Source organism: Pseudomonas sp. JAI120, from assembly GCF_014207255.1.
Taxonomy (GTDB): Bacteria; Pseudomonadota; Gammaproteobacteria; order Pseudomonadales; family Pseudomonadaceae; genus Aquipseudomonas.
This window is the reverse complement of sequence record NZ_JACHCZ010000003.1, coordinates 346,778-370,802: the sequence shown is the minus strand read 5'-3', so window position 1 is coordinate 370,802 and position 24,025 is coordinate 346,778. Positions and strand designations below refer to the sequence as shown.

Sequence of the window (24,025 nt, the reverse complement as noted above, 5' to 3'; positions counted from 1 at the left end):
TGGGGTGGTGGGCGGGGGTTTTTGGGGGGGGGGGGGTGGCCCATGTTTCTTTTTGACCCCCCCCCCCCGCCCCTCCCACATTGAATTGTTGTGATTTGAAGATATTCATTATTGAGAACCAACCCTTGGCCCACCCCGCCCAACGCCGCTGGTACCTGCCGGTCTTCACCGTCGCCGCCCTGGTGCTGCTGCCGTTGAGCGTACTGTTGCTGTCCTGGCAAAGCATCGACGCGCAAATCTGGTCCCACCTCTGGGAAACCCAGATGCCCCGCCTGCTGGGCAACACCCTGACCTTGGTGCTGGGGGTCGGCGTCGGTGTAACCCTGTTGGGCGTAAGCCTGGCCTGGCTCACCAGCCTTTGCGAATTCCCCGGCCGGCGCTGGCTTGACTGGGCGTTGATGCTGCCCTTTGCCATTCCCGCCTATGTGCTGGCCTTCGTGTTTGTCGGCCTGTTGGATTTTTCGGGCCCCGTGCAGACCCTGCTGCGCGAATGGTTCGGCACCGGCTTGCGCCTGCCACGGGTGCGCTCCACCAGCGGCGTGATCATCGTGCTGGTGCTGGTGTTCTATCCCTATGTGTACCTCCTGGCGCGCAGCGCATTCCTCGCCCAGGGCAAGGGCTTGATGGAGGCGGCGCGGGTGCTGGGGCAGTCACCCTTGCGGGCGTTCTGGCATGTGGCCCTGCCCATGGCGCGGCCGGCGATAGGGGCCGGGGTGGCGTTGGCACTGATGGAGACCCTGGCGGACTTCGGTGCGGTTTCGGTGTTCAACTTCGATACCTTCACCACCGCCATCTATAAGACCTGGTACGGCTTTTTCAGCCTGTCCAGCGCGGCCCAACTGGCGAGCCTGTTACTGCTGGTGGTGATGCTGGTTCTGTACGGCGAGCGGCGTGCCCGGGGCGCCAGCCGGTCCAGCAACGAGCGTCCCCGGGGTAAGGCGCTGTACCACTTGAAGGGGATCAAAGCGGTAGCGGCCAGTGGGTGGTGTGGCCTGGTGTTCGCCTGCGCCTTTGTCATCCCGGTGCTGCAACTGGTGGCCTGGTTCTGGCAGCGTGGACGGTTCGATCTGGATGAGCGCTATTCGGGCCTGATCGTCCACACCCTTTACCTGGGCGGCATTGCGGCGCTGATCACGGTCAGCGTGGCGCTGGTACTGGCCTTCGCCAACCGTCTGGCGCCGACCCGGACGATTCGCTCCGGTATCAGCCTGGCCAATGTCGGCTATGCCTTGCCGGGCTCGGTGCTGGCGGTGTCGATCATGCTGGCGTTCAGTTACCTGGACCGTGAGCTGGTGGTGCCGCTGTCCGGCTGGCTCGGAGGGGCGGGCAAGCCATTGTTGCTGGGCAGTCTGTCGGCGCTGGTGCTGGCGTATCTGGTGCGCTTTCTGGCCGTGGCCTACGGGCCGTTGGAAAACAGCCTGGCGCGCATCCGCCCTTCGTTGCCGGAAGTTGCGCGTAGTTTGGGCGTGAGTGGGCCGCGACTGTTTTGCAAAGTGTATCTACCGCTGTTGCTACCCGGCACCCTGAGTGCAGCACTGCTGGTGTTCGTAGACGTGCTCAAGGAAATGCCCGCGACCCTGCTGATGCGCCCGTTCGGCTGGGACACCCTGGCGGTGCGGATCTTTGAAATGACCAGCGAAGGCGAGTGGGCGCGGGCTTCTCTGCCAGCGTTGACACTGGTGCTGGTGGGGCTGCTGCCGGTCATCGGGCTGATCCGACGCTCCGCCCGCCCCATCGGTTAGGTGCCAGTCCTACGGCTTGCGGCTACAATGCGCGGCATTCGGTGCGCTCCGTCCTTCGGATCGAGTCGCTGTACGTCGCCGCAGGCCTTGTAATTCAAGGTGTCCGGCACGGGCAACGGCCTGCGCACCTTCGCCAAGCCCGGAAGGAGAAACCCATGGGACAGCGTACGCCTCTGTATGACCTGCATCTCGCCCTCGGCGCGAAAATGGTCGATTTTGGCGGTTGGGATATGCCTTTGCATTACGGCTCGCAAGTTGAGGAGCACCATCAGGTGCGGCGCGACTGCGGGGTGTTCGATGTATCTCATATGACCGTGATCGATATCACCGGCCCCCAGGCCAAGGAATGGCTCCAGTACCTGCTGGCCAATGATGTCGAGCGTTTGCACGGCTGTGGCCGTGCGTTGTACAGCGCCATGCTCAACGAGCAGGGTGGCGTGGTAGACGACATGATTGTCTACCGCACCGAGGCCGGGTACCGGCTGGTGGTCAACGCCGCCACCCGAGACCAGGACATGGCCTGGATCCAGGCGCAACTTGGCAGCTATCAAGTGCAACTGCATGAGCGGCCCGAGTTGGCCATGCTCGCCATTCAAGGTCCCCACGCCCGGCAGAAGATTGCCGAGTTGGTCACCCAGTCTCGCGGCACCCTGATCCACCAGCTCAAGCCCTTTGAAGGGTATGCCGACGGTGATTGGTTTATCGCGCGCACGGGTTACACCGGCGAAGACGGCCTGGAAATTGTCCTGCCTGCCGATCAGGCGCCGGGATTTTTCAACGACCTGGTAGGTGCGGGTATTTCACCTATAGGCCTCGGCGCGCGGGACACCCTGCGGCTGGAAGCCGGCATGAACCTGTATGGCCAGGATATCCACCAGAACGTTTCGCCCCTGGCGGCGAACATGGCCTGGAGCATTGCCTGGGAACCTGCCGAGCGCAATTTCATCGGGCGTGCGGCGCTGGAAGCAGAGCTGGCCGCCGGTGTGCAGTTCAAACTGGTCGGGCTGGTACTGGAAGAACGTGGGGTTTTACGCGCTCACCAGGTGGTTCGTATCGCCAATGTTGGCGAAGGGGAGATCACCAGTGGTAGTTTCTCACCTACGCTGAGCAAATCCATTGCCCTGGCGCGTGTACCGACGGCGACTGCCGATCGGGCCGAAGTGGAAATCCGCGGCAAGTGGTACCCGGTTCGAGTGGTCAAACCGACCTTCGTGCGTCATGGCAAAACCTTGATCTAACTATTTCCGGCAGGCCAATGGCTGCTGACATTTCTTCTTGAGGACACAGACTATGAGCGATATCCCTGCCGACCTGCGTTTTGCCGAAAGTCACGAATGGGCGCGTCTGGAAGCTGACGGTACTGTCACCGTCGGGATCTCCGACCATGCACAGGAAGCTCTGGGTGATGTGGTGTTTGTTGAGTTGGCCGAAGTTGGCGCTACGTTTGAAGCCGAAGGCCAGGCGGGTGTGGTTGAGTCGGTGAAGGCCGCTTCGGATATCTACGCCCCGGTTGCCGGCGAAGTGATTGCCGTCAACGAAGAGCTGAGTGGTAGCCCTGAGTTGCTGAACTCCGACCCTTACGGCGCGTGGATCTTCAAGCTCAAGCCAAGCAACCCGGCTGATCTGGAAAAACTGCTGGATGCGGCTGGCTACAAAGCCGCCATCGGCGAGTAACCGCAAGACCCCTGTGGGAGGGAGCAAGCTCCCTCCCACATTCAATCGTCGGGAGCCGTGAGTGTTCAGTTCGCTTTCAGGACTGCCTTTACCGCCGCCACCGACCGCTCCACATCTGCCTCTGTCATTGCCGTAAACATCGGCAACGACACGATCAAACGTCCAACCTTTTCCGCTACCGGGAACATACCTTCCTTGAATCCCTGTGCCCGATAAAGGCTCAGCAGGTGAATAGGCGGGTAGTGATAGCCAATGCCAACACCCTGTGCCTGCATTTTCTCCATGAAGGTCGCGCGGGCGGGCAGGCCGTCCTGGCGCTCCGGCAGCACTAACTGGAACAGGTGCCAGTTGCTGTTTTCGAAGTCGGCCGGCGGCAGTTGCGCGCCGTACTTTTCCTCGAAATCATCGCCGAAACATTTGAAGTAGTGCTGTGCCAGGTGCTGGCGATGGGCGGTGATCTTCTCGATGTGGGCAAACTGCCCCAGGCCGATGGCGGCGGCGATGTCGGTCATGTTGAACTTGCCGCCCAGTACATCCACGTCGAGGCCGTCGAAGCCGGTACGGGTGACGCCCTGCAGGCGGTATTTTTCTGCCAGGCGGGCTTCTTCGGCATTGTTCAACACCAGGCAGCCGCCCTCGGAAGAGGTGATGTTCTTGTTGGCCTGGAAGCTGAACGATACAAAGTCCCCGGTAGCGCCGATGCGTTCGCCATCCCAGCTGGAGCCCAGGGCCTGGGCGGCGTCTTCGACGATGCGCAGGTTGTACTTGTTGGCCAGTGCGTACAGCATCGGCATGTCCAGGGGCAGGCCGGCCAGGTACACCGGGATGATCGCCTTGGTGCGCGGGGTGATTGCGGCTTCCACCTGGGCCAGGTCGATATTGCGCGTGATCGGATCGATATCAGCGAACACCGGTGTGGCCCCCACCTCCAGAATCACGTTGGCCGTGGCCACCCAGGAGATCGGTGTGGTGATGACTTCATCCCCAGGCCCGATACCGGCGATACGCAAGGCGATTTCCATGGTGCAGGTGCCAGAGTTGAACGTGCGCACCGGCCGGCCGCCAAAGTATTCCGACAGTTGCGCCTCGAAAGCCTGCACTTTCGGCCCACTGGTGATCCATCCCGAGCGCAGTACATCGCCGACCGCCGAGATGGTGGCTTCATCGATGGTAGGTTTGGAGAACGGCAGAAAGGGCTGTTGGCTCATAACGACGAAGGAGTCCGTTTCAGATTGGCGATGAGTAAGCGAGGATTCAGTACCAGCATGGTGGCACGGTAAGACTGAATATAGCCTGTCGCCTGTGAATGAATCGTCACATTGCGGGCAAAAAAATGCCGCTTCAAAAGCGGCATTCTTCAGCGTGCGGGAATCACTCGGTAACAGCGTTCTTCGCGAGGATGGCGTTGGCCAGTTCCATATCCGTGGCCTGCAGGCCAGGGTTATCGGCGCGGACTTTCTGCATGGCGGCTTCCAGGTACGGTCCGCGGATGCCGCCGTCGCTGGCAACAAAGCTGCCTGCGTCGTCTTGTGCGGCAACCACCAGCTTGTGGTCCTTGAAGGTCAGGTACGTCGAGCCGGTAGTGGCGCCCGACGAAATGACATTGCGCCAGAAACTATCGGCCATGGCTGAACCGACAGGAAGGGAAAGCACAGCGAGGGTTGCGACAGCATATTTAAGACGCATGATGGGTGACTCCGGGTGGGTGATCTGTACCGTTTGATTGTAGTTAGCCCAACCGAGTTCCATCCCTGACTAAACAGTTTCTACCTTTAAAATGACGCCATCCAGGCCTACCACACGCACTTGAGCGCCTACAGGGGTGTCAGGACCGGTCACCATCCATACGCCATCACCGACTTTCACCTTGCCCCGGCCATCCACAATCGCCTGATGCACCACGAAGACGCGGCCGACCAGCTCCGAGCCACGTTCGTTGAGCCCCGGTTGGTCACTGGCTTTGGCACTGCTGCGCTGGCGTTTCCACCAGTACACCGCCGTCAGGATCGACAGCACAGCGAACAGCAACAGTTGCCACTCCAACCCGAGCGGCGGCACCAGAAACTTGATCACGCCCACGGCTGCCGCAGCTATACCCATCCACAGCAGGTAACCACCGGCGCCGAATACCTCAAGAATCAATAGCACCGTACCCAGCGCGAGCCAGTCCCAGAACGAAAGATGCTGCAGGAAATCCCACATGTCGATCGCCTCAGGCTTTCTTGTTGTCGAAGGTCGCCTTGACGATTTCGCCAATGCCGCCGACAGCGCCGATCACCTGGCTGGCTTCCAGCGGCATCAGGATCACTTTGCTGTTATTGGCCGATGCCAGCTTGCCGAGGGCATCGATGTATTTCTGCGCGACGAAGTAGTTGATGGCCTGCACGTTGCCGGTGGCGATCGCTTCGGAAACCACCTGGGTCGCGCGGGCCTCTGCCTCTGCCTGGCGCTCACGGGCTTCAGACTCCAGGAACGCGGCCTGGCGTCCACCTTCGGCTTCAAGAATCTGTGCCTGCTTCTTGCCTTCGGCAGTCAGGATCGCCGATGCCCGCAGGCCTTCGGCTTCCAGGATCTGTGCGCGCTTGATCCGCTCGGCTTTCATCTGGCCGGACATGGCGGCCATCAGGTCGGCGGGCGGGCTGATGTCCTTGATTTCGATCCGGGTGATCTTGATGCCCCACGGCGCCGTGGCTTCATCGACAGTGCGCAGCAGTTTTTCGTTGATGCCGTCCCGCTGGCTGAGCATGGCATCCAGCTCCATGGAGCCGAGCACCGTGCGGATATTGGTTTGCAGCAGGTTGCGGATAGCGTGTTCGAGGTTGTTGACCTCGTAGGCGGCCTGGGCGGTATTGACCACCTGGAAGAAGCACACGGCATCGATCTGCACGGTGGCGTTGTCGGCGGTGATGACTTCCTGGGGCGGAATATCCAGCACGCTTTCCATCACGTTGATCTTGCGGCCGATGCGGTCCATGACCGGGATGATGATGTTGAGACCCGGCTTGAGGGTGTTGGTGTAACGGCCGAAGCGCTCGACGGTCCACTGATAGCCCTGGGGTACCACCTTGAAGCCCATGAACAGGATGGCAATGGCCAAACCCACGAAAAGAAGCAGTACGGTTCCGATCTGCATAGCGATTCCCTATCTGATGGTGTCAGTTAAACGACGTTCGGCCGATTGTAACGGTCTTGTCACCGATAAGAACGGTTTCAGCCCGCGGTAATCAAAGCATTTGTTACCGAATCCCCAGGTGTCACGCGCAACACCTCGGCCATCGTGGTCAGCCCCGCCTTTACTTTTCCCATACCGGCCAGGCGCAGGCTGCACATGCCTTGCGCAACCGCCTCTCTGCGCAGGGACTGCACGTCGGTGCCTGGGGTGATCAGCGCACGAAGCGATTCATTCAACACCATGATCTCGTAGACCCCTGCACGCCCCTGAAATCCGCTGTTTCGACATTCCGCACATCCCACCGCCTCGTGGACATCGCCTACCGCCCGCTTGCAATGAGGGCACAGCAGCCGCACCAGGCGCTGCGCCATTACCCCCAATAATGTGGCCTTGATCAAATAATGAGCAATACCCAGTTCCTGCAAGCGGCTGATGGCGCTGGGCGCATCGTTGGTGTGCAGCGTCGAGAGCACCAAATGTCCGGTCAGTGCGGCCTGGATCGCCATTTCGGCGGTTTCCTGGTCGCGGATTTCGCCGATCATGATGATGTCCGGGTCCTGGCGTAGCAGGGCTCGGATGCCGCTGGCGAACGTCAGGTCGATGTTGTGCTGCACCTGCATCTGGTTAAAGGCCGGCTCGACCATCTCGATCGGGTCTTCCACGGTGCAGAGGTTGATTTCTCGGGACGCCAGTTGCTTGAGCGTGGTGTAGAGGGTACTGGTCTTGCCTGAACCGGTAGGGCCCGTGACCAGGATGATGCCGTTGGCCTGGCGGGTCATGGCGTGCCATCGCTGCTGGTCCTCAGCGGACAAACCGAGCTTGTCGAAGTCCTTGAGCAGCACCTGCGGATCGAAAATCCGCATCACCAGTTTTTCGCCAAAGGCGGTGGGCAAGGTCGACAGGCGCAACTCGATTTCTGCGCCTGTGGGGCTTTTGGTCTTGATCCGGCCGTCCTGGGGTTTGCGTTTTTCCGCCACGTTCATGCGGCCCAGGCTTTTCAGGCGGCTGACCACCGCCATCGTCACCTGGGGTGGAAATTGATAGACGTCGTGCAACAGCCCATCAATGCGAAAGCGCATGCGGCCCTGTTCACGGCACGGCTCGATATGAATATCACTGGCCCGCTGGGCAAAGGCGTACTGCAACAGCCAATCGACGATATTGACGATATGCGCGTCGTTGGCATCCGGCTCCTGGTCACCGGCGCCGAGGTTGAGCAACTCGAAGTTGCCAGGCGCCGCGACCTTTTGATCCGCCCCGCTGACGGACTTCGCCAACCGGTAAAACTCGCTGATACAACGCTGAATGTCCTGGGGGTTGGCAACCACGCGCTTGATCGAGCGTTTGAGTACCTGTGCCAGTCCCGACTCCCAGCTGGTGACATGGGGCTGGGCGCTGGCAACGGTGACGGTCTGCGCGTCCACGGCCACTGCAAGGATGCTGTGGCGCTGGGCAAACGCCTGGGACATCAGCTGCACCACCGCCGCGACATCGATTTGCAGTGGGTCGATACGCCAATAAGGTTGCCCGGCATGCTGGGCAAGCCACTGGGTCAGGGTTTCCAGTGCCGGCCCATAGGCGGCGATACACTCCAGCGGGTGCTGGGCGTTACCGCCTGGCAGCGCCGATAAGCGCTGCGCGATGTCGGCAGTGATCAAGCCGCCCTCGACCAAGGCCGGGAGCAACTGATGCAGCTCCAATCGGTGATCAACAGACATGAAGGTTTTCCTGGGTAGCCTCGGACGAAACTTCAGGCTAGCCGGCCCTCGAAGATCCTCCTCCCAGCGTATGTTGCAGGCCTTTACTGAGCTGCTGCCGCCACTGCTGCGGGCCCTACGGAATCAACCGGCCACACGTGCAGCGTGCACACGCTGATCAGGTTTCGAATCTTTTCACCGATCACTTGGGCGCGATGCCAGCTCAGGCTTTCCATCACGATATCGATGTTCAGCAGGTCTTCTTGGCGGCTCACGGTGACCTGGCTCGGTGTTAAGAACTGCAACGCAAAATAGTTGAGTACCCGACACAACACATCGGGCTCCGCTTCGGCGAGGATCTGGTAATGCGCTCGGCAATGGGCGCTGTTGGCGGCCCACACATCGACGCGGGTCAGGGGGTGGGTGGTTTCGACGACATGCATGCTGATTCTCCAGATTCGACTGGAGAAATTTTTACATTCGCCTCGGGAGATTTCTTATCTAAGATGAGCCTGATTTGCGATTAATCGAATCAATCAATTCAGAATAGCCAGAATTAAAGGTATTTCTATGCACAGCGAGTTGGACGCCTATGACCGCCGCATCCTGGCCCTGTTGCAAGAGGACGCCTCGCTGTCCAGCGCGCAGATCGCCGAGCAAGTGGGCCTGTCCCAGTCGCCGTGCTGGCGGCGCATCCAGCGGCTCAAGGACGAAGGGGTGATTCGCGGCCAGGTCACCCTGTTGGATCGCAAGAAGATCGGCCTCAATACGCAGATCTTCGCCGAGGTCAAACTCAACGCCCACGGCCGATCCAACTTCACCGAGTTCACCGAAGCGATTCGTGGGTTTCCCGAAGTCTTGGAGTGCTATGTGCTGATGGGGGCGGTGGATTTTCTGCTGCGCATCGTGACGTCGGACATTGAGGCGTACGAGCGGTTTTTCTTCGAGAAGCTGTCGATGGTGCCGGGGATTCAGGAGGTCAACTCGATTGTGGCGCTGTCTGAGATCAAGTCGACCACCAGCCTGCCAGTATTGCGCTGACCGGCCTCATCGGGGCAGTCGGATCGTCGTACCGCGACGATTCGACTGCCCCGATGGCGATATTACAAACGCAGCAGGGTCTTCCAGGCACGGTTCTGGTACACCGCAATCGCCTGATGCATACGCGCATCAAGCGACTCATCGGTGATCGGCTGGTTGGCCAGTTGCACCAGCTTGTTCAGCTCGCCGTACAAACGATCCAGTTCCGGAATATCCACCACGTTACGCGCATGGTGCAGCCAGGCCTGGATGCGTTCGATGCGCGGCAGTTGCTCTGCCAGGTCTTCCGGTTGCTGCTGGTAGCGCGGCAGTTGCAGGGCGACGGCATCGTCAGCCAGCAGGCGCGGAAGCCAGTTGGTGATTTGCGCGGCGCCCTGGCGGTTGCCGCGCACGTTGCGGTCGGCGGTCCAGGTGCGGGCCATTAGCCAGCGCGACGTGTTCAGCGAGAACAAGCCCCAGCGTACGTCATCCAATTCTTCGGCGAATTGCTCGGGCGCGGCTTTGCGAATGTCTTCGTCGTCGTCACCGGCCTGGACCAGCGGGCGCCAGTCTTCCAGCAGTGCATCGAGTGCGCTGCGCAGTTCGCTGGTGGATTGACGTGGTGCGGCCTGGCCGAGGCTGCCGATCAGGGCGCGCAGTTCGCCGAGGTTGTCGACCCAGTCCTGCAGTAGACGCCAGTGGCCATTGAAGCGGTATTGCTCGGCCAGGCGCTGGCTGCTGCCGAGCAGGTGCCACATGATTGCGGCGAAGGCGTCGTCCAGCGGCATTTCGGCGTGGATCTGCGGGGCCGGCAGGCTCAAGGAGTAGCTGCTGGCGTCGTACAGGCGGTAGCCGCGCTCGGCCTTGCTGATGTCACACGGCATCAGTGCGAGGGTGGCGGCCAGCTCGGCGGCCAACTCCAGCAGGGCAGCCGGTTCGCCTTCGCGCAGTTCCAGTTCCAGCTCGCAGATTTCTTCTTTCTGCTTGCCGACCACCACATGGCCCAGGTCCAGGGCGGCTTCGATCACCACCTTGGCCTTGCCACGGCCCCAAGCGATTTCGGCGCGTTCGCGCACGAAGTCGGTGGTGAAGATCGGCTTGAGGGTCTTTTTGTCCAACTCGGCCAGCTGCTCGGGCCAGCACTCGCCGTCGAGTTTCTTTACGTCGAGCTTGGCTTTGGGCAGGTCCCAGTTGTACTCGTTGCGTTCCGACAAACCGGCGACGCTTTGGCCACGGGTCTTGAGGGTCTGGATAATGTCGTCACCGTCCTTGCGCAGGCGCAGGGCGACTTTGGCCTGGGCCAGGTCGCGCTCGGGGGTGTCGAAGTACTGGTTCATCAACTCACGGCGTTCCCAGCCACTTTTGTTGCGTTTTTTCAGTAACGGGTGCTCACGCAGCGCGGCGAGTGTTTCGCGGCTGACGCGGAGCTTGATTTCGGTTTCTTTCTGCATGGCCGGAAAATCCAGGATCGGGAGCGCAGCCGGGAAAAAGAGTGGCTGCCAAGGTCGTGCAGTGTACAGGACTGAGCCCGGCAACGCGCCGCAACGGTTTATTGTGTCGTGCAGATGGCTCTATAGTGGGGGCTCGTCCGGGAAGTAGGGAGACCGCGCATGCCGTTACCGTCCATGAAAGAGCAGTTCGCCGCGCTGATTGCCGCGCCTTCGGTCAGTTGCACCCAAGCGTCTCTCGACCAGACTAACCGCCCGGTGATCGATCTGCTCGCCAGTTGGTTGGGCGACCTGGGGTTCTCCATCGACATCCAGTCCGTCAGCCCCGGCAAATTCAACCTGCTGGCCAGTTTCGGCACTGGCCCCGGCGGTCTGGTGTTGGCCGGCCATAGCGATACCGTTCCTTATGACGCGGCGTTGTGGAAGACCGATCCGCTCAAGCTGACGGAAGTCGACGGCCGTTGGGTAGGATTGGGTAGTTGCGACATGAAGGGCTTTTTCGCGCTGGCGATTGAAGCGGTGTTGCCGCTGCTGGATCAGCCGTTCAAGCAGCCGTTGCTGATCCTCGCCACCTGCGATGAAGAAAGCTCCATGTCCGGTGCCCGGGCATTGGCCGAAGCCGGGCGCCCGCTGGGCCGCGCGGCGGTGATCGGCGAACCGACCGGCCTCAAGCCGATCCGCCTGCATAAAGGCGTGATGATGGAGCGCATCGACATTCTCGGCCAAAGTGGCCATTCGTCGGATCCAAGCCTGGGCCACAGCGCCCTGGAAGCCATGCACGACGCCATCGGTGAGCTGCGCGGCCTGCGCCTGGCCTGGCAGCGCGAGTACCGCAATGCACAATTCAGCGTGCCGCAACCGACCATGAACTTCGGCTGTATCCATGGCGGCGACAACCCCAACCGCATCTGTGGCCAGTGCTCCCTGGAATTCGACCTGCGGCCCTTGCCGGGCATGGATCCCGAAGTGCTGCGTGCGGCTATCCGGCAAAAGCTCGAACCGCTGGCCGAACGCCATAAAGTCAAGATCGACTACGCGCCGTTATTCCCCGCCGTGCCGCCGTTCGAACAGGCCGAAGACGCCGAGTTGGTGCGGGTCGCGGAACGATTGACCGGTCATCGTGCCGAAGCAGTAGCGTTCGGCACCGAAGCGCCTTATCTTCAGCGCCTTGGTTGTGAAACCCTGGTGCTGGGGCCTGGCGACATCGCCTGTGCCCATCAACCTGGCGAGTACCTCGAAATGTCACGCTTGACGCCTACAGTGCGTCTATTGCGGGAACTGATCGAACATTACTGCCTGAAACCTGCGTAAATTAACCCCTGTCCATTCGTACATAAGGAGAGCGAGCGTGTCGCCAAGCCTGTTCCGACGATAACCATCAGCCCGCTGTGCGTTTTCACGACTCATCCTTTTTCGGCTGCTTTTTATTACAGGCCCAGGTTCCATGCCCGACTACGTTAATTGGCTTCGTCACGCTTCGCCCTACATCAACGCCCACCGCGACTGCACCTTTGTGGTCATGTTGCCCGGCGACGGTGTGGATCATCCGAACTTCGGCAATATCGTCCACGACCTGGTGCTGCTCCACAGCCTGGGCGTGCGCCTGGTGCTGGTGCACGGTTCGCGCCCTCAGATCGAAGCGCGCCTTGAAGCGCGCGGCCTGATCCCGACTTACCACGAAGGCATGCGCATCACCGATGCCGCGACGCTGGAGTGTGTGATCGACGCGGTTGGCCACCTGCGTATCGCCATCGAAGCGCGCTTGTCGATGGACATGGCCTCGTCGCCGATGCAGGGCTCGCGCCTACGGGTGGCCAGCGGCAACCTGGTGACCGCGCGGCCTATTGGCGTGCTTGAAGGTGTGGATTACCACCACACCGGCGAAGTGCGCCGGGTCGACCGCAAGGGCATCAACCGCCTGCTGGATGAGCGCTCCATTGTGCTGTTGTCACCCCTGGGCTATTCGCCTACGGGTGAGATCTTCAACCTGGCCTGCGAAGACGTCGCCACCCGCGCCGCCATCGACTTGGGGGCCGACAAGCTGCTGCTGTTCGGCGCCGATCTCGGCCTGATCGATGAAAACGGCCGTCTGGTGCGCGAACTGCGCCCGCAACAAGTACCGGCGCATCTGCAACGCCTGGGCAGCAGCAACTACCAGTCCGAATTGCTCGATGCGGCCGCCCAGGCCTGCCGGGGTGGGGTAGGGCGCAGCCATATCGTCAGCTACGCCGAAGATGGCGCCTTGCTCACCGAGCTGTTTACCCGCGATGGCGGCGGTACGCTGGTGGCTCAGGAGCAATTCGAACTGGTGCGCGAGGCGGCGATTGAAGACGTCGGCGGTTTGCTCGACCTGATCAGCCCGCTGGAAGAGCAGGGCATCCTGGTACGCCGTTCGCGGGAAGTGCTCGAACGTGAGATCGAGCAGTTCAGCGTGGTGGAGCGCGAAGGCATGATCATCGCCTGTGCGGCGTTGTATCAGATCGCCGATTCGGACGCGGGTGAGCTGGCGTGCCTGGCGGTGAACCCGGAGTACCGCCATGGCGGGCGTGGTGATGAGCTGCTGGAGCGTATCGAAACCCGTGCCCGGGCGCAGGGTTTGAAGACCTTGTTCGTACTTACCACGCGGACTGCCCACTGGTTCCGTGAGCGCGGCTTTGTGCCGAGCAGCGTTGATCGCCTGCCGTCGGCGCGGGCCTCGCTGTACAACTACCAGCGTAACTCGAAGATTTTCGAGAAGGCCTTGTAAAGCCCTACCTCCCAAGTCAATGAGCAGGCTCGTGTAAGAGCCTGCCCGCGTCGCAGGCCAATCTGGCGTGCCGTCACGCACGACTAAAGTTTAAGCATTCTTGATCTGACGCCGATAACAGGATGGCGGCTATGGGTAGATTGTGGGAGTTCCACACACCTGAATCGTCGAATGGGCGGCTTGGACAGCAAAAGAAACTATTAGTGACACAAAAACTGTAACAAATTGACGAGAGGATGTGCCTTTGGCCATGATGGCGTCGCCTTTTTGATCGTGGGTGACGTATGCAGCAGAGCGTCAACACTAATCGTTCTAAAAAAGCGCTAACAAATACCCTTTAGGAATTAGCTTGTGGAGCAGATGGTCTATGCTCGCCTGTCCGCATCACGGAATGGCTTATTCCTGAATCGTATTAAAAAGAATGAAATAATTCTTTTTGGGTGTATGAAAAACTCATTACCCTGCAGGGACCAAATCAACGGTGGTTAGACGAAGGTAGTAGACACACAAGGTTACGATTGACTTGGCAGTCACTATCCGGTGCTAATCGCGCATCTGTGGATCAAGGGCGTCAGACCCGAGACCAAAGAAATACAAAAATTAGAAATGAGAGGAGCGGTACATGAAGAAGTCCACCTTGGCACTGTCTGTAGCTTTGGGCGTAATCGCTCAGCAAGCGGGCGCTGCCGGTTTCATCGAAGACAGCAAGGCCACACTGGGTCTGCGTAACTTCTACATCAACACTGATAACCGTGACGACGCTACTAAAGCGGCCGGCGCGCAGAACAAGTCGGAAGAGTGGGGCCAAGCTTTCGACCTGCGCTTCATCTCCGGTTACACCCAAGGCACCGTAGGCTTTGGTCTTGACGCTATCGGCCTGCTGGGCGTGCGTCTGGATTCGGGCGGCGGCACCAACGGCGCCACCGCGGCATCGACTGGCAACGCTGGCTCTTACGGCGGCACGGTTTTCCCGAGCAAGTCCAATGGCGAAGCCGTTGATAACTACTCCAGCCTGGGCCTGACCGCTAAAGCCAAGATTTCCCAGACCGAACTGAAGTTGGGTACTTTGCAGCCTAAGCTGCCGGTAATCATCACCAACGATGGTCGTATGCTGCCGCAGACTTTCCAGGGTGGCCAGATCACCACTAACGACATCAAGGACCTGACGCTGGTTGCCGGTCAGATCGAAAAGGCCAAGGGTCGTAACTCCAGCAACGTCGAGAACCTGTCTCTCGCAGGTGCCAACGGTCGTACGGCCTCTGGTCGCGACAGCAACAAGTTCTACTACGCCGGTGGTGACTACAAAATCACCAAAGACCTGACTGCCCAGTACTACTACGGCAATCTGGATCAGTTCTACAAGCAACACTTCCTGGGCCTGCTGCACAACTGGGCCATAGGTCCTGGCGTGTTGAAAACCGACCTGCGCTACTTCAACAGCCGCGCTGATGGTAACAACAGCAACGACGCCAACTACTTCACCAGCGGTGACTACGGCACTAACGCTGCGGGTAACAACATCACCAAAGGTAAAGTCGACAACAACCTGTACAGCGGCCTGTTCCTGTACTCGGTGGCGGGTCACACCTTCGGTGGTGGTTACCAGGTCAGCAACGGCGACAGTGACTTCCCGTTCCTGAACCAAGGTGATGGTGCGTCGGCCTACCTGACCACTGACTCGCAGATCGCCAAGTTTGCCCGCGCTGGCGAACGTACCTGGCAAGCTCGCTACGCATATGACTTCGCCAAGATTGGCGTACCTGGATTGACCGCTGGTGTGGTTTACCTGCGTGGCGACAATATCGATACCCGCGGCCGAGTTGGTGTTGCTCAGGTCCAAACAAACTCTAATGGCGCGAACGAGTGGGAACGTGACATCACTGTTGCCTACGTCGTACCAGAAGGCCCGCTGAAGAACGTCGGTGTAGCATGGAAAAATGCCATGTGGCGCAACGACATTGCTGGCCAGCGTAACCAGGACGAAAACCGCCTGATCGTCAGCTACTCGCTGCCACTGTTCTAGTAGCGTGACGCTGTTGTAAGACCGTAAAACCTTGCCCGGCGCACTGCCGGGCAAGGTGTCTTGCATTTCAAGTCGGGCTAAACCCCCGCAAGCCCTTCCTGAACCCCTCTTTGTACAGCGTCTCAAGGCCTTCTCGAACCTTGGAACCGATGGTGCGCCTCCCCATTTCCCACGTCCAATGAACACATTTTTAATATTCCTTTATCGTCTAGATAAATCGATATTTATTCTTTTTAAATAACCCGTAATCCATGCACAGTGGGCTCCATAAGCACTCACCAGGAGCCACACCATGAGCCTAAGACTGGGCGACATCGCCCCCGACTTCGAACAGGATTCCAGCGCTGGCAAGATTCGTTTCCACGAATGGCTGGGCGACAGTTGGGGTGTGTTGTTTTCCCACCCGGCGGACTTCACCCCGGTGTGCACCACGGAGCTGGGCTTTACCGCCAAGCTCAAGGACGAGTTCGCCAAGCGCGGCGTCAAGGCCATCGCCCTGTCGGTGGACCCGGTGGACTCGCACCACAAGTGGATCGAAGACATCAACGAAACCCAGGACACCGTCGTCAATTTCCCGATCCTGGCCGACGCCGACCGCAAGGTTTCGGACCTCTACGACCTGATCCACCCGAACGCCAGTGACACCCTCACCGTGCGTTCCTTGTTCGTGATCGACCCGAACAAGAAGATCCGCCTGACCATCACCTACCCGGCCAGCACCGGCCGTAACTTCCACGAAATCCTGCGGGTCATCGACTCGCTGCAACTGACCGACAACTACAAAGTCGCAACCCCCGCCAACTGGCAGGACGGTGACGAAGTGGTGATCGTGCCGTCGCTCAAGGATGAGGAAGAGATCAAGAAGCGCTTTCCGAAGGGTTATCGGGCGGTGAAGCCCTACCTGCGGCTTACTCCACAACCCAATCGGTGAAACTGAATCACAACTGGGGTTTTCAGGCCGTGTTTACGGCCTTTTTTTTCGCCTAAAGACTCAGAATCTGTATATGCATTTAAAGAATAAACAAATGAAAAAATAAGATTTATAGATATATAAATCTGCTGCTAAGGTCTGTTCCATCTTGGCGCTATCGCCACACAGCGAACCGCCGGCACTTGCTCAAGGAATTCCTGCATGTTGGTCGTAACACTTGGAGGCAGTCCCAGCCAGCGTTCCCGCTCCGGGGTCTTGCTGGAAAAAACCCGTCAGTGGTTGCAAGACAAAGGCGTTGAAGTGGTGAGTTACCAGATACGGGACTTCCCGGCTGAAGACTTGCTGCATGCGCGCTTCGACAGCCCCAAGGTCATTGACCTGCTGCAACAGGTGGCTAACGCGGATGGCCTGGTGATCGCCACGCCGGTGTACAAGGCGTCGTTCTCCGGCGCGTTGAAAACCGTGCTGGACCTGCTGCCCGAACGCGCCCTGGCCCACAAGGTTGTGCTGCCGATGGCGACCGGCGGCAGCATCGCCCACATGCTGGCGGTGGATTACGCCTTGAAGCCGGTATTGTCGGCCCTCAAAGCCCAGGAACTGCTCCACGGGATTTTCGCCGAAGACAGCCAGATCGCCTACGGCGAAGGCAGTGCCCAGGCGCAACTGGTGCCGGTCCTCGAACACCGTTTGCACGAAGCCCTGGAGACGCTTTATGGCGCCATGGCCCGTCGTCCGAAACCGCTGGACCCGCATGTGTTGAATGAACGTTTGTTGAGTGCTCGCTGGAGCATTTAAGTAAGCCTCACCGCTATATAGATGTACTCACCTTACTCAGCCGCCAACGGCCAAGCAGGTGCAGCCAACCCCCTCATCGCACTATTTGGAGAGAGCGCCATGCGCACTGTCATCTTGCGTCGTGGTCTGGTCGCACTGTTTGCTGCGGCTGTGTCCTTCGGCGCCATCGTTCAGGCTCAAGCCGCCGAGACCCTGCGGATCGGTTACCAGAAATACGGAACCCTGGTGCTGCTCAAGGCCAAGGGCACCCTGGAAAAACGCCTGGCCGCCCAAGGTGTGCAGGTGCAATGGACCGAGTTTCCCGGCGGCCCGCAACTGCTCGAAGGCCTGAACGTCGGCTCCATCGACTTCGGTGTCACCGGCGAAACCCCGCCGGTCTTCGCCCAGGCCGCCGGTGCCGACCTGCTCTATGTGGCCTACGAGCCGCCAGCGCCCACCAGTGAAGCGATCCTGGTGCCGAAAGACTCGACGATCAAATCGGTGGCCGAGCTCAAGGGCAAGAAAGTCGTGCTCAACAAAGGCTCCAACGTGCACTACCTGCTGGTGCGTGCCCTGGAAGACGCCGGCCTGAAATACACCGACGTGCAGACCGTCTTCCTGCCGCCCGCCGATGCCCGTGCCGCCTTCGAGCGTGGCAGCGTGGATGCGTGGGTGATCTGGGACCCGTACCAGGCCGCCGCCGAGAAACAACTGCAAGCGCGCACCCTGCGTGACGGCACCGGCATCGCCGACAACCACCAGTTCTACCTGGCCACCAAGCCGTACGCCGAAAAACACCCTGAAGTGGTCAAGGCGCTGATCGAAGAAGTGCGTGCGGTGGGCGAGTGGTCCAAGGCCAACCCTCAGGAAGTGACCGAGCAGGTCGCACCACTGCTCGGCCTGCCGGCTGACATCACCCTGACCTCGGTAAAACGCCAGGGCTACGGCGCGCTGTTCCTGACCCCGGAAGTGGTGGCGGCCCAGCAGAAAATCGCCGACAGCTTCTACCAACTCAAATTGATCCCCAAGCCCTTGAGCATCAAGGACGTGATCTGGACGCCACCTGCTGCCGTGGCTAAAGCGCCGTAATCCGATTTCTTCAGGAGACAACTCCATGAGCCTCACTATTTTCTGGTTCCTGCCTACCCACGGCGACGGCCATTACCTTGGCACCGCCGAAGGCGCTCGCGCTGTTGATCACGGTTATCTGCAGCAAGTGGCCCAGGCCGCTGACCGCCTGGGATTCGGCGGGGTGCTGATCCCCACCGGTCGTTCCTGCGAAGACTCGTGGTTGGTGGCCGCCTCGCTGATCCCGGTGACCCAGCGTTTGAAATTTCTTGTCGCACTGCGCCCCGGGATCATTTCCCCGACGGTGGCGGCGCGCCAGGCCGCGACCCTGGACCGCCTGTCCGGCGGCCGCGCGCTGTTCAACCTGGTGACCGGTGGTGACCCGGAAGAGTTGGCCGGCGATGGCTTGTTCCTCAGTCATGAAGAGCGCTACCAGGCTTCGGTGGAATTCACCCGCATCTGGCGCCGCGTGCTGGAAGGCGAAACCGTGGATTACGACGGCGAGCACATCAGCGTCAAAGGCGCCAAGTTGCTCTACCCACCGATCCAGCAACCACGCCCGCCGCTGTACTTCGGCGGTTCCTCCGAAGCGGCCCAGGACCTGGCCGCCGAACAAGTGGAGATGGTGCTGACCTGGGGCGAGCCACCGGCCGCAGTCGCCGAGAAGATCGAACAGGTGCGGGCCAAGGCAGCGAAACTCGGACGCACCGTGCGCTTTGGTATTCGTCTGCATGTGATCGTGCGCGAAACCAACGATGAAGCCTGGAAAGCCGCCGACAAACTGATCTCCCATCTGGACGACGACACCATCGCCCGTGCCCAGGCTTCCCTGGCGCGCTTCGATTCCGTCGGCCAGCAGCGCATGGCGGCCTTGCATGGCGGTAACCGCGATAACCTGGAAGTCAGCCCCAACCTGTGGGCCGGCGTCGGTTTGGTGCGTGGCGGTGCGGGCACCGCGCTGGTGGGCGATGGTCCGACGGTTGCAGAACGGGTCAAGGAGTACTCAGCGCTGGGCATCGACACCTTCATCTTCTCCGGTTATCCACACCTGGAAGAGTCGTATCGGGTTGCCGAGCTGCTGTTCCCGCACCTGGATATCGAACGTCCAGAGTTGCCGAAAAGCGCCGGTTACGTGAGCCCGTTCGGCGAAATGGTCGCCAACGACATCCTTCCCAAAGCTGCGTCACAGAGCTGAGGCGGCGCCATGAATTTTGAGAAATTGAGCCATCGCGTCGCGCCTTGGGTGCTGCCGATTCTGTTGTTGGCGGTGTGGCAGTTATCGGTGTCGGCGGGCTGGTTGTCGACGCGTATTCTGCCGGCGCCCAGCGCGGTGATTGAGGCCGGGGTCAACCTGGTGCGCAGCGGCGAAATCTGGACGCACCTGGCTATCAGTGGCTGGCGGGCCGGCCTGGGCTTTGTGATCGGTGGCAGCATCGGCCTGGCGCTGGGATTTATCACCGGCCTGTCGACGTGGGGCGAACGCCTGCTGGACAGCTCGGTGCAGATGATCCGCAACGTGCCGCATTTGGCGCTGATTCCGCTGGTGATCCTGTGGTTCGGCATCGATGAGACCGCAAAGATTTTCCTGGTGGCCCTCGGCACGCTGTTCCCGATCTACCTCAACACTTACCACGGCATCCGCAACGTCGACCCGGCTCTGGTGGAAATGTCGCGCAGCTATGGCTTGTCCGGCTTCAGCCTGTTCTGGCAAGTGATCCTGCCGGGCGCGCTGCCGTCGATCCTGGTGGGCGTGCGCTTTGCCCTGGGCTTTATGTGGCTGACGCTGATCGTGGCGGAAACCATCTCTGCCAGCTCCGGCATTGGTTACCTGGCGATGAACGCCCGCGAATTCCTGCAAACCGACGTAGTGGTGTTGGCCATCGTGATGTACGCCATCCTCGGCAAACTGGCCGACCTGGCCGCTCGCGGTCTGGAACGTGTTTGGCTGCGCTGGCACCCGGCGTATCAAGTCAATAAAGGAGGTGCGGTATGACCGCTCAACAACCTCCGCGCCTGCTGAAAGGGATTCCCCTGGCGGTGCACAAATTGCGCAAGGCCTTCGGCGCGCGGGAAGTGCTCAAGGAAATCGATCTGCACATTCCGGCGGGCCAGTTCGTGGCCGTGGTCGGTCGCAGTGGCTGCGGTAAAAGTACGTTACTGCGCTTGTTGGCCGGCCTGGACAAAGCCAGCGGCGGCGAGCTGCTGGCCGGTTCGGCGCCGCTGAGCGAGGCGATTGAAGACACGCGGTTGATGTTCCAGGAAGCGCGCCTGCTGCCGTGGAAAAAGATCATCGACAACGTCGGCTTGGGCCTCAAAGGCAACTGGCGCCCTAAAGCCTTGGAAGCCCTGGAAGCGGTCGGCCTGGCCGAACGTGCCAATGAGTGGCCGGCGGCCTTGTCCGGTGGCCAGAAGCAACGCGTGGCCCTGGCTCGCGCGCTGATCCACCAGCCGCGCTTGCTGCTGCTGGATGAGCCGCTGGGTGCGTTGGACGCCCTGACCCGCATCGAGATGCAGCAACTGATCGAAAACCTTTGGCAAAAGCACGGTTTCACCGTGTTGCTGGTGACCCATGACGTCAGCGAAGCCGTGGCCATTGCCGACCGGGTAATCCTGATCGAAGACGGCGAAATCGGCCTCGACCTGATCGTCGATCTGCCGCGCCCACGGGCCCGTGGTTCACATCGCCTGGCCGCGCTGGAAGCCGAAGTGCTCAACCGTGTGCTGTCGTTGCCCGGTACGCCGCCGGACCCCGAACCTGTTTCACCGCTGCCTACGCAATTGCGTTGGGCTCAATAACTCACTTGTCCCGAGAAGGAAGAACACCATGACTATTAAAGCCATCAACGTGCGTAACCAGTTCAAAGGCACCATCAAGGAAATCGTAGTCGGCGATGTGCTGTCGGAAATCGACGTGCAGACCGCGTCCGGTATCGTCACTTCCGTGATCACCACCCGCTCGGTCAAAGAGCTGGAGCTGGTGATCGGCAGTGAAGTGATTGCCTTCGTGAAGTCGACTGAGGTGTCGATCGCCAAGTTGTGATTTACGTCGCTCTTGAGGCCGTCATCGGGGGCAAGCCCCCTCCCACATATTGATCTGTGAACACATTCAAAATGTGGCAGGGGGCTTGCCCCCGATGACGGCCGGCCCAGCCAACCCAGGATTCAGCGCTTAGGCAGATACGCTGGCAAATACAGCCCCACGTACGCATCAAAAACCCGCATCCCTTCCTCCGCCATACGCGGCGTGATCAGCCCATGCTGATGCACCGAGCGCGCATACACGCGGTCGGTCAGCTCCAGCGCCAGGGCGAACACATCCACATCGCTGGGCAGTGTCGGCACTTCGAAATGGCGGTTGAACACCTTGAACATCAGATCGCCCAGTTCCAGATCATGCTGGCGGTCGGCCTGGGTCACTTCGGTGAGGCCATGCTGCGCCAGGATCAACTGGCGCGCGGCGGCGTCCTGATCGTAGATGGTGAGCATGCGTTGTTCGACGATGTAGGACAGATCGCGCCAATGCTTGAGTGAATCGTGGTCGATGGGCGCCTGGATGGCCGCACGAAATGCGGCATGCACATCCGCCGTCAACGCCTCCAGCAGCGCCGGCACACCGGCGAAAAAGTGATACACCGACGACGGCGGAATCTGCGCGCGCTCGGCCACGCTGTAGATCGACAAACTCGCCACGCCTTCGGCGGCCAGCAAGGTGCGGGCGGCATCGAGAATCGCGTCGATCCGCGCCTGGCTGCGGGCACGGGGTTTGCGAGGGGCAGCGGGGCGGGTGGGCATGGAAGTCTCCTACAAGGCAGCGGGCATTGTATGAGCAGGAAGGAGTGTTGTCTTCCAGACCCCTCCCACACTTTGATCTGTGAATACATTCAAATGTGGGAGGGGGCTTGCCCCCGATGAGGCCAACTCGATCTACCGGAAGAAACCCATAAAAAAACGCCACAGGCCAAAGGCCCGCAGCGTTTTTTCAATGCAGCAACCGCTTACACGGTATGCAGGTACCAGTTGTACTCAAGGTCGGAGATGGAGTGTTCGAACTCCTCCAGCTCACTTTCCTTACAGGCGACGAAGATATCGATGTATTTAGGATCGATGTACTTGGCCATCACCTCGCTGTCGTCCAACTCGCGCAGGGCATCGCGCAGGTTGTTCGGCAGGCTCTGTTCGTTCTGCTCGTAGCTGTTGCCTTCCACGGGTGCGCCCGGTTCGATCTTGTTGGTCAGACCGTGGTGCACGCCTGCCAGGACCGAAGCCATCAGCAGGTAAGGGTTGGCGTCGGCACCGGCCACACGGTGTTCGATCCGTACGGCGTCGGACGAGCCGGTCGGTACGCGAATCGCCACGGTGCGGTTGTCCAGGCCCCAGCACGGCGAGTTCGGCACGTAGAACTGTGCGCCGAAACGACGGTAGGAGTTGACGTTAGGGCACAGGAACGCCATTTGGGCGGGTAGGGTCTCGAGCACACCGCCGATCGCGTGACGCAATGCGGCGTTCTGCTCGGGATCCTCGCTGGCAAAGATGTTCTTGCCGTCCTTGTCCAGGATCGAGATGTGTACGTGCAAACCGTTACCTGCCTGGCCTGGGTAAGGCTTGGCCATGAAGGTGGTATCCATCTCATGGTCGTAGGCGATGTTCTTGATCAGGCGCTTGAGCAGTACTGCGTAGTCGCAGGCCTTGATTGGGTCGGCCACGTGGTGCAGGTTCACTTCGAACTGCGCCGGGGCACTTTCCTTGACGATGGCGTCGGCCGGGATGCCTTGCTCTTTGGCACCTTCCAGGATGTCCTGGAGGCAGTCGACGTATTCGTCGAGGTCGTCGATCAGGTAGACCTGTGTCGAGTGCGGGCGTTTGCCGGAGATCGGCGAGCGGGGCGGTTGTGGGCGGCCGTTCACGTTCTCCTGGTCGATCAGGTAGAACTCAAGCTCGAAGGCGGCGCAGATGGTCAGACCGAGGTCGTCAAACTTGCTTACAACTTGGCGGAGCACTTCGCGCGGATCGGCGAAGAAAGGTTCACCTTCAAGTTCGTGCATGGTCATCAGCAGTTGCGCGGTAGGGCGCTTTTGCCAAGGTTCATTGCACAGGGTGTCAGGGATCGGATAACAGATTCGGTCAGCATCACCGATGTCCAGGCCCAGGCCGGTGCTTTCCACCGTCGAGCCATTGATATCCAGGGCAAATAAAGAGGCAGGCAGGTTAATGCCCTTCTCGTAAACCTTGTGGAGGCTGGTGCGTTCGATGCGCTTACCGCGCACCACACCATTCATATCCGCAATTAGAAGGTCTACGTACAGAACCTCAGGATGATCCTTAAGGAACGCGTTCGCTTCGTTAAGCTGAACGGCACGCGGGGGTACCGACATGATGCAACACCTTTGTTGTTAAAAATATCAATCATTGATCTTTTCTGGTTTCAGTCAACCCGAACGGCATGCCGAAGTCAAGCGAGGCCTTTTTTGCCCTAAAAAAGCGCCGTGACGGCATTTTTGGGGCTTTTTGGGGCGTTTTTTTCGGGTTGACGGGCTTGGGACTCGCAGGCTTGAGCGGGCCGTGTTGTATTTTTTACGGGGGTGTTGTGTAAAAAAATGAACAAGGCTAAGCTCGATTCAAACCCATAACAGCAATAATACCGGGGTGCTTCATGTCTCGCCTGCCGCCACTCGGCGTCTCAGCCTGCTTCAGCCAGGCTTTGTCCGCAGTCCGTTCGTCCCGCGTGAATGC

The 24,025-nt window shown here is 60.1% G+C and carries 23 protein-coding genes; 14 read left to right on the top strand and 9 right to left on the bottom strand.

The window, feature by feature from the left end; genetic code table 11:
• The first annotated feature begins 125 nt into the window (after positions 1 to 125).
• The 3 genes from HDC32_RS19215 to gcvH all read left to right on the top strand — a co-directional run bounded on the left by HDC32_RS19215 (position 126) and on the right by gcvH (position 3,416).
• Positions 126 to 1,742, top strand: coding sequence for an iron ABC transporter permease (locus tag HDC32_RS19215; RefSeq protein ID WP_131697572.1), 1,617 nt, complete (start codon positions 126 to 128; stop codon positions 1,740 to 1,742).
• Positions 1,743 to 1,897: 155 nt separating this feature from the next.
• Complete coding sequence (gcvT, locus tag HDC32_RS19210) at positions 1,898 to 2,980, top strand: glycine cleavage system aminomethyltransferase GcvT (RefSeq protein ID WP_145336947.1); 1,083 nt, start codon at positions 1,898 to 1,900, stop codon at positions 2,978 to 2,980.
• 52 nt (positions 2,981 to 3,032) lie between these two features.
• Positions 3,033 to 3,416, top strand: coding sequence for a glycine cleavage system protein GcvH (gene gcvH / locus HDC32_RS19205; protein WP_028618385.1), 384 nt, complete (start codon positions 3,033 to 3,035; stop codon positions 3,414 to 3,416).
• A gap of 65 nt (positions 3,417 to 3,481) precedes the next feature.
• On the opposite strand, the gene HDC32_RS19200 is transcribed toward gcvH, so the two are convergent.
• The 6 genes from HDC32_RS19200 to HDC32_RS19175 all read right to left on the bottom strand — a co-directional run bounded on the left by HDC32_RS19200 (position 3,482) and on the right by HDC32_RS19175 (position 8,728).
• Positions 3,482 to 4,624 (bottom strand): DegT/DnrJ/EryC1/StrS aminotransferase family protein, encoded by a 1,143-nt coding sequence (locus tag HDC32_RS19200; protein ID WP_184745156.1) that lies wholly within the window; start codon positions 4,622 to 4,624, stop codon positions 3,482 to 3,484.
• A 163-nt stretch (positions 4,625 to 4,787) separates the two neighbouring features.
• The gene (locus tag HDC32_RS19195; protein ID WP_003176799.1) at positions 4,788 to 5,102 is read right to left on the bottom strand and encodes a DUF2388 domain-containing protein; all 315 of its coding nucleotides are present in this window, start codon (positions 5,100 to 5,102) and stop codon (positions 4,788 to 4,790) included.
• 69 nt (positions 5,103 to 5,171) lie between these two features.
• A complete protein-coding gene (locus tag HDC32_RS19190; protein WP_184745154.1) occupies positions 5,172 to 5,618 on the bottom strand; it encodes an NfeD family protein in 447 nt (148 codons plus the stop codon).
• A 10-nt stretch (positions 5,619 to 5,628) separates the two neighbouring features.
• Entirely contained in the window at positions 5,629 to 6,549 is a 921-nt protein-coding gene (locus HDC32_RS19185) for an SPFH domain-containing protein (protein ID WP_027608388.1), read from the bottom strand.
• 77 nt (positions 6,550 to 6,626) lie between these two features.
• Complete coding sequence (locus HDC32_RS19180) at positions 6,627 to 8,306, bottom strand: GspE/PulE family protein (protein ID WP_184745153.1); 1,680 nt, start codon at positions 8,304 to 8,306, stop codon at positions 6,627 to 6,629.
• A gap of 83 nt (positions 8,307 to 8,389) precedes the next feature.
• Positions 8,390 to 8,728: a hypothetical protein gene (locus tag HDC32_RS19175; RefSeq protein WP_184745151.1), complete on the bottom strand. Its 339-nt coding sequence runs from the start codon at positions 8,726 to 8,728 to the stop codon at positions 8,390 to 8,392.
• A 127-nt stretch (positions 8,729 to 8,855) separates the two neighbouring features.
• On the opposite strand from HDC32_RS19175, the gene HDC32_RS19170 reads away from it, so the two are divergent.
• Positions 8,856 to 9,326 (top strand): Lrp/AsnC family transcriptional regulator, encoded by a 471-nt coding sequence (locus HDC32_RS19170; protein ID WP_069558544.1) that lies wholly within the window; start codon positions 8,856 to 8,858, stop codon positions 9,324 to 9,326.
• Between the two features lie 62 nt (positions 9,327 to 9,388).
• Here HDC32_RS19170 and HDC32_RS19165 read toward each other — a convergent pair whose 3' ends face one another.
• Positions 9,389 to 10,756, bottom strand: a complete 1,368-nt coding sequence (locus tag HDC32_RS19165; protein ID WP_184745149.1) for an inorganic triphosphatase — start codon at positions 10,754 to 10,756, stop codon at positions 9,389 to 9,391.
• 159 nt (positions 10,757 to 10,915) lie between these two features.
• On the opposite strand from HDC32_RS19165, the gene argE reads away from it, so the two are divergent.
• The 10 genes from argE to HDC32_RS19115 all read left to right on the top strand — a co-directional run bounded on the left by argE (position 10,916) and on the right by HDC32_RS19115 (position 21,335).
• Positions 10,916 to 12,064, top strand: a complete 1,149-nt coding sequence (argE, locus tag HDC32_RS19160) for an acetylornithine deacetylase (protein WP_131697565.1) — start codon at positions 10,916 to 10,918, stop codon at positions 12,062 to 12,064.
• Positions 12,065 to 12,197: 133 nt separating this feature from the next.
• Positions 12,198 to 13,499, top strand: a complete 1,302-nt coding sequence (gene argA, locus HDC32_RS19155; protein WP_090401578.1) for an amino-acid N-acetyltransferase — start codon at positions 12,198 to 12,200, stop codon at positions 13,497 to 13,499.
• Positions 13,500 to 14,121: 622 nt separating this feature from the next.
• Positions 14,122 to 15,522 (top strand): OprD family porin, encoded by a 1,401-nt coding sequence (locus tag HDC32_RS19150; RefSeq protein ID WP_184745147.1) that lies wholly within the window; start codon positions 14,122 to 14,124, stop codon positions 15,520 to 15,522.
• Positions 15,523 to 15,814: 292 nt separating this feature from the next.
• Entirely contained in the window at positions 15,815 to 16,453 is a 639-nt protein-coding gene (locus HDC32_RS19145; protein WP_184745145.1) for a peroxiredoxin, read from the top strand.
• A 201-nt stretch (positions 16,454 to 16,654) separates the two neighbouring features.
• Positions 16,655 to 17,248 (top strand): NADPH-dependent FMN reductase, encoded by a 594-nt coding sequence (ssuE, locus tag HDC32_RS19140; protein ID WP_027608396.1) that lies wholly within the window; start codon positions 16,655 to 16,657, stop codon positions 17,246 to 17,248.
• Positions 17,249 to 17,347: 99 nt separating this feature from the next.
• Positions 17,348 to 18,316, top strand: a complete 969-nt coding sequence (locus HDC32_RS19135) for a sulfonate ABC transporter substrate-binding protein (RefSeq protein WP_027608397.1) — start codon at positions 17,348 to 17,350, stop codon at positions 18,314 to 18,316.
• Between the two features lie 25 nt (positions 18,317 to 18,341).
• Positions 18,342 to 19,490 carry an FMNH2-dependent alkanesulfonate monooxygenase gene (gene ssuD, locus HDC32_RS19130; protein ID WP_184745143.1) on the top strand — a complete coding sequence of 383 codons (1,149 nt, stop codon included), beginning with the start codon at positions 18,342 to 18,344 and terminating at the stop codon, positions 19,488 to 19,490.
• A gap of 9 nt (positions 19,491 to 19,499) precedes the next feature.
• Positions 19,500 to 20,288: an aliphatic sulfonate ABC transporter permease SsuC gene (gene ssuC / locus HDC32_RS19125; protein ID WP_184745141.1), complete on the top strand. Its 789-nt coding sequence runs from the start codon at positions 19,500 to 19,502 to the stop codon at positions 20,286 to 20,288.
• The gene (ssuB, locus tag HDC32_RS19120) at positions 20,285 to 21,091 is read left to right on the top strand and encodes an aliphatic sulfonates ABC transporter ATP-binding protein (RefSeq protein WP_184745139.1); all 807 of its coding nucleotides are present in this window, start codon (positions 20,285 to 20,287) and stop codon (positions 21,089 to 21,091) included. The genes ssuC and ssuB overlap by 4 nt, the downstream gene beginning before the upstream one ends.
• 28 nt (positions 21,092 to 21,119) lie before the next feature.
• Complete coding sequence (locus HDC32_RS19115) at positions 21,120 to 21,335, top strand: molybdopterin-binding protein (RefSeq protein ID WP_003176783.1); 216 nt, start codon at positions 21,120 to 21,122, stop codon at positions 21,333 to 21,335.
• Between the two features lie 122 nt (positions 21,336 to 21,457).
• Here HDC32_RS19115 and HDC32_RS19110 read toward each other — a convergent pair whose 3' ends face one another.
• Both HDC32_RS19110 and HDC32_RS19105 read right to left on the bottom strand, forming a co-directional pair.
• A complete protein-coding gene (locus HDC32_RS19110) occupies positions 21,458 to 22,087 on the bottom strand; it encodes a TetR/AcrR family transcriptional regulator (RefSeq protein ID WP_184745137.1) in 630 nt (209 codons plus the stop codon).
• Positions 22,088 to 22,290: 203 nt separating this feature from the next.
• A complete protein-coding gene (locus HDC32_RS19105) occupies positions 22,291 to 23,667 on the bottom strand; it encodes a glutamine synthetase family protein (RefSeq protein ID WP_003213894.1) in 1,377 nt (458 codons plus the stop codon).
• Between the last annotated feature and the right edge of the window lie 358 nt (positions 23,668 to 24,025).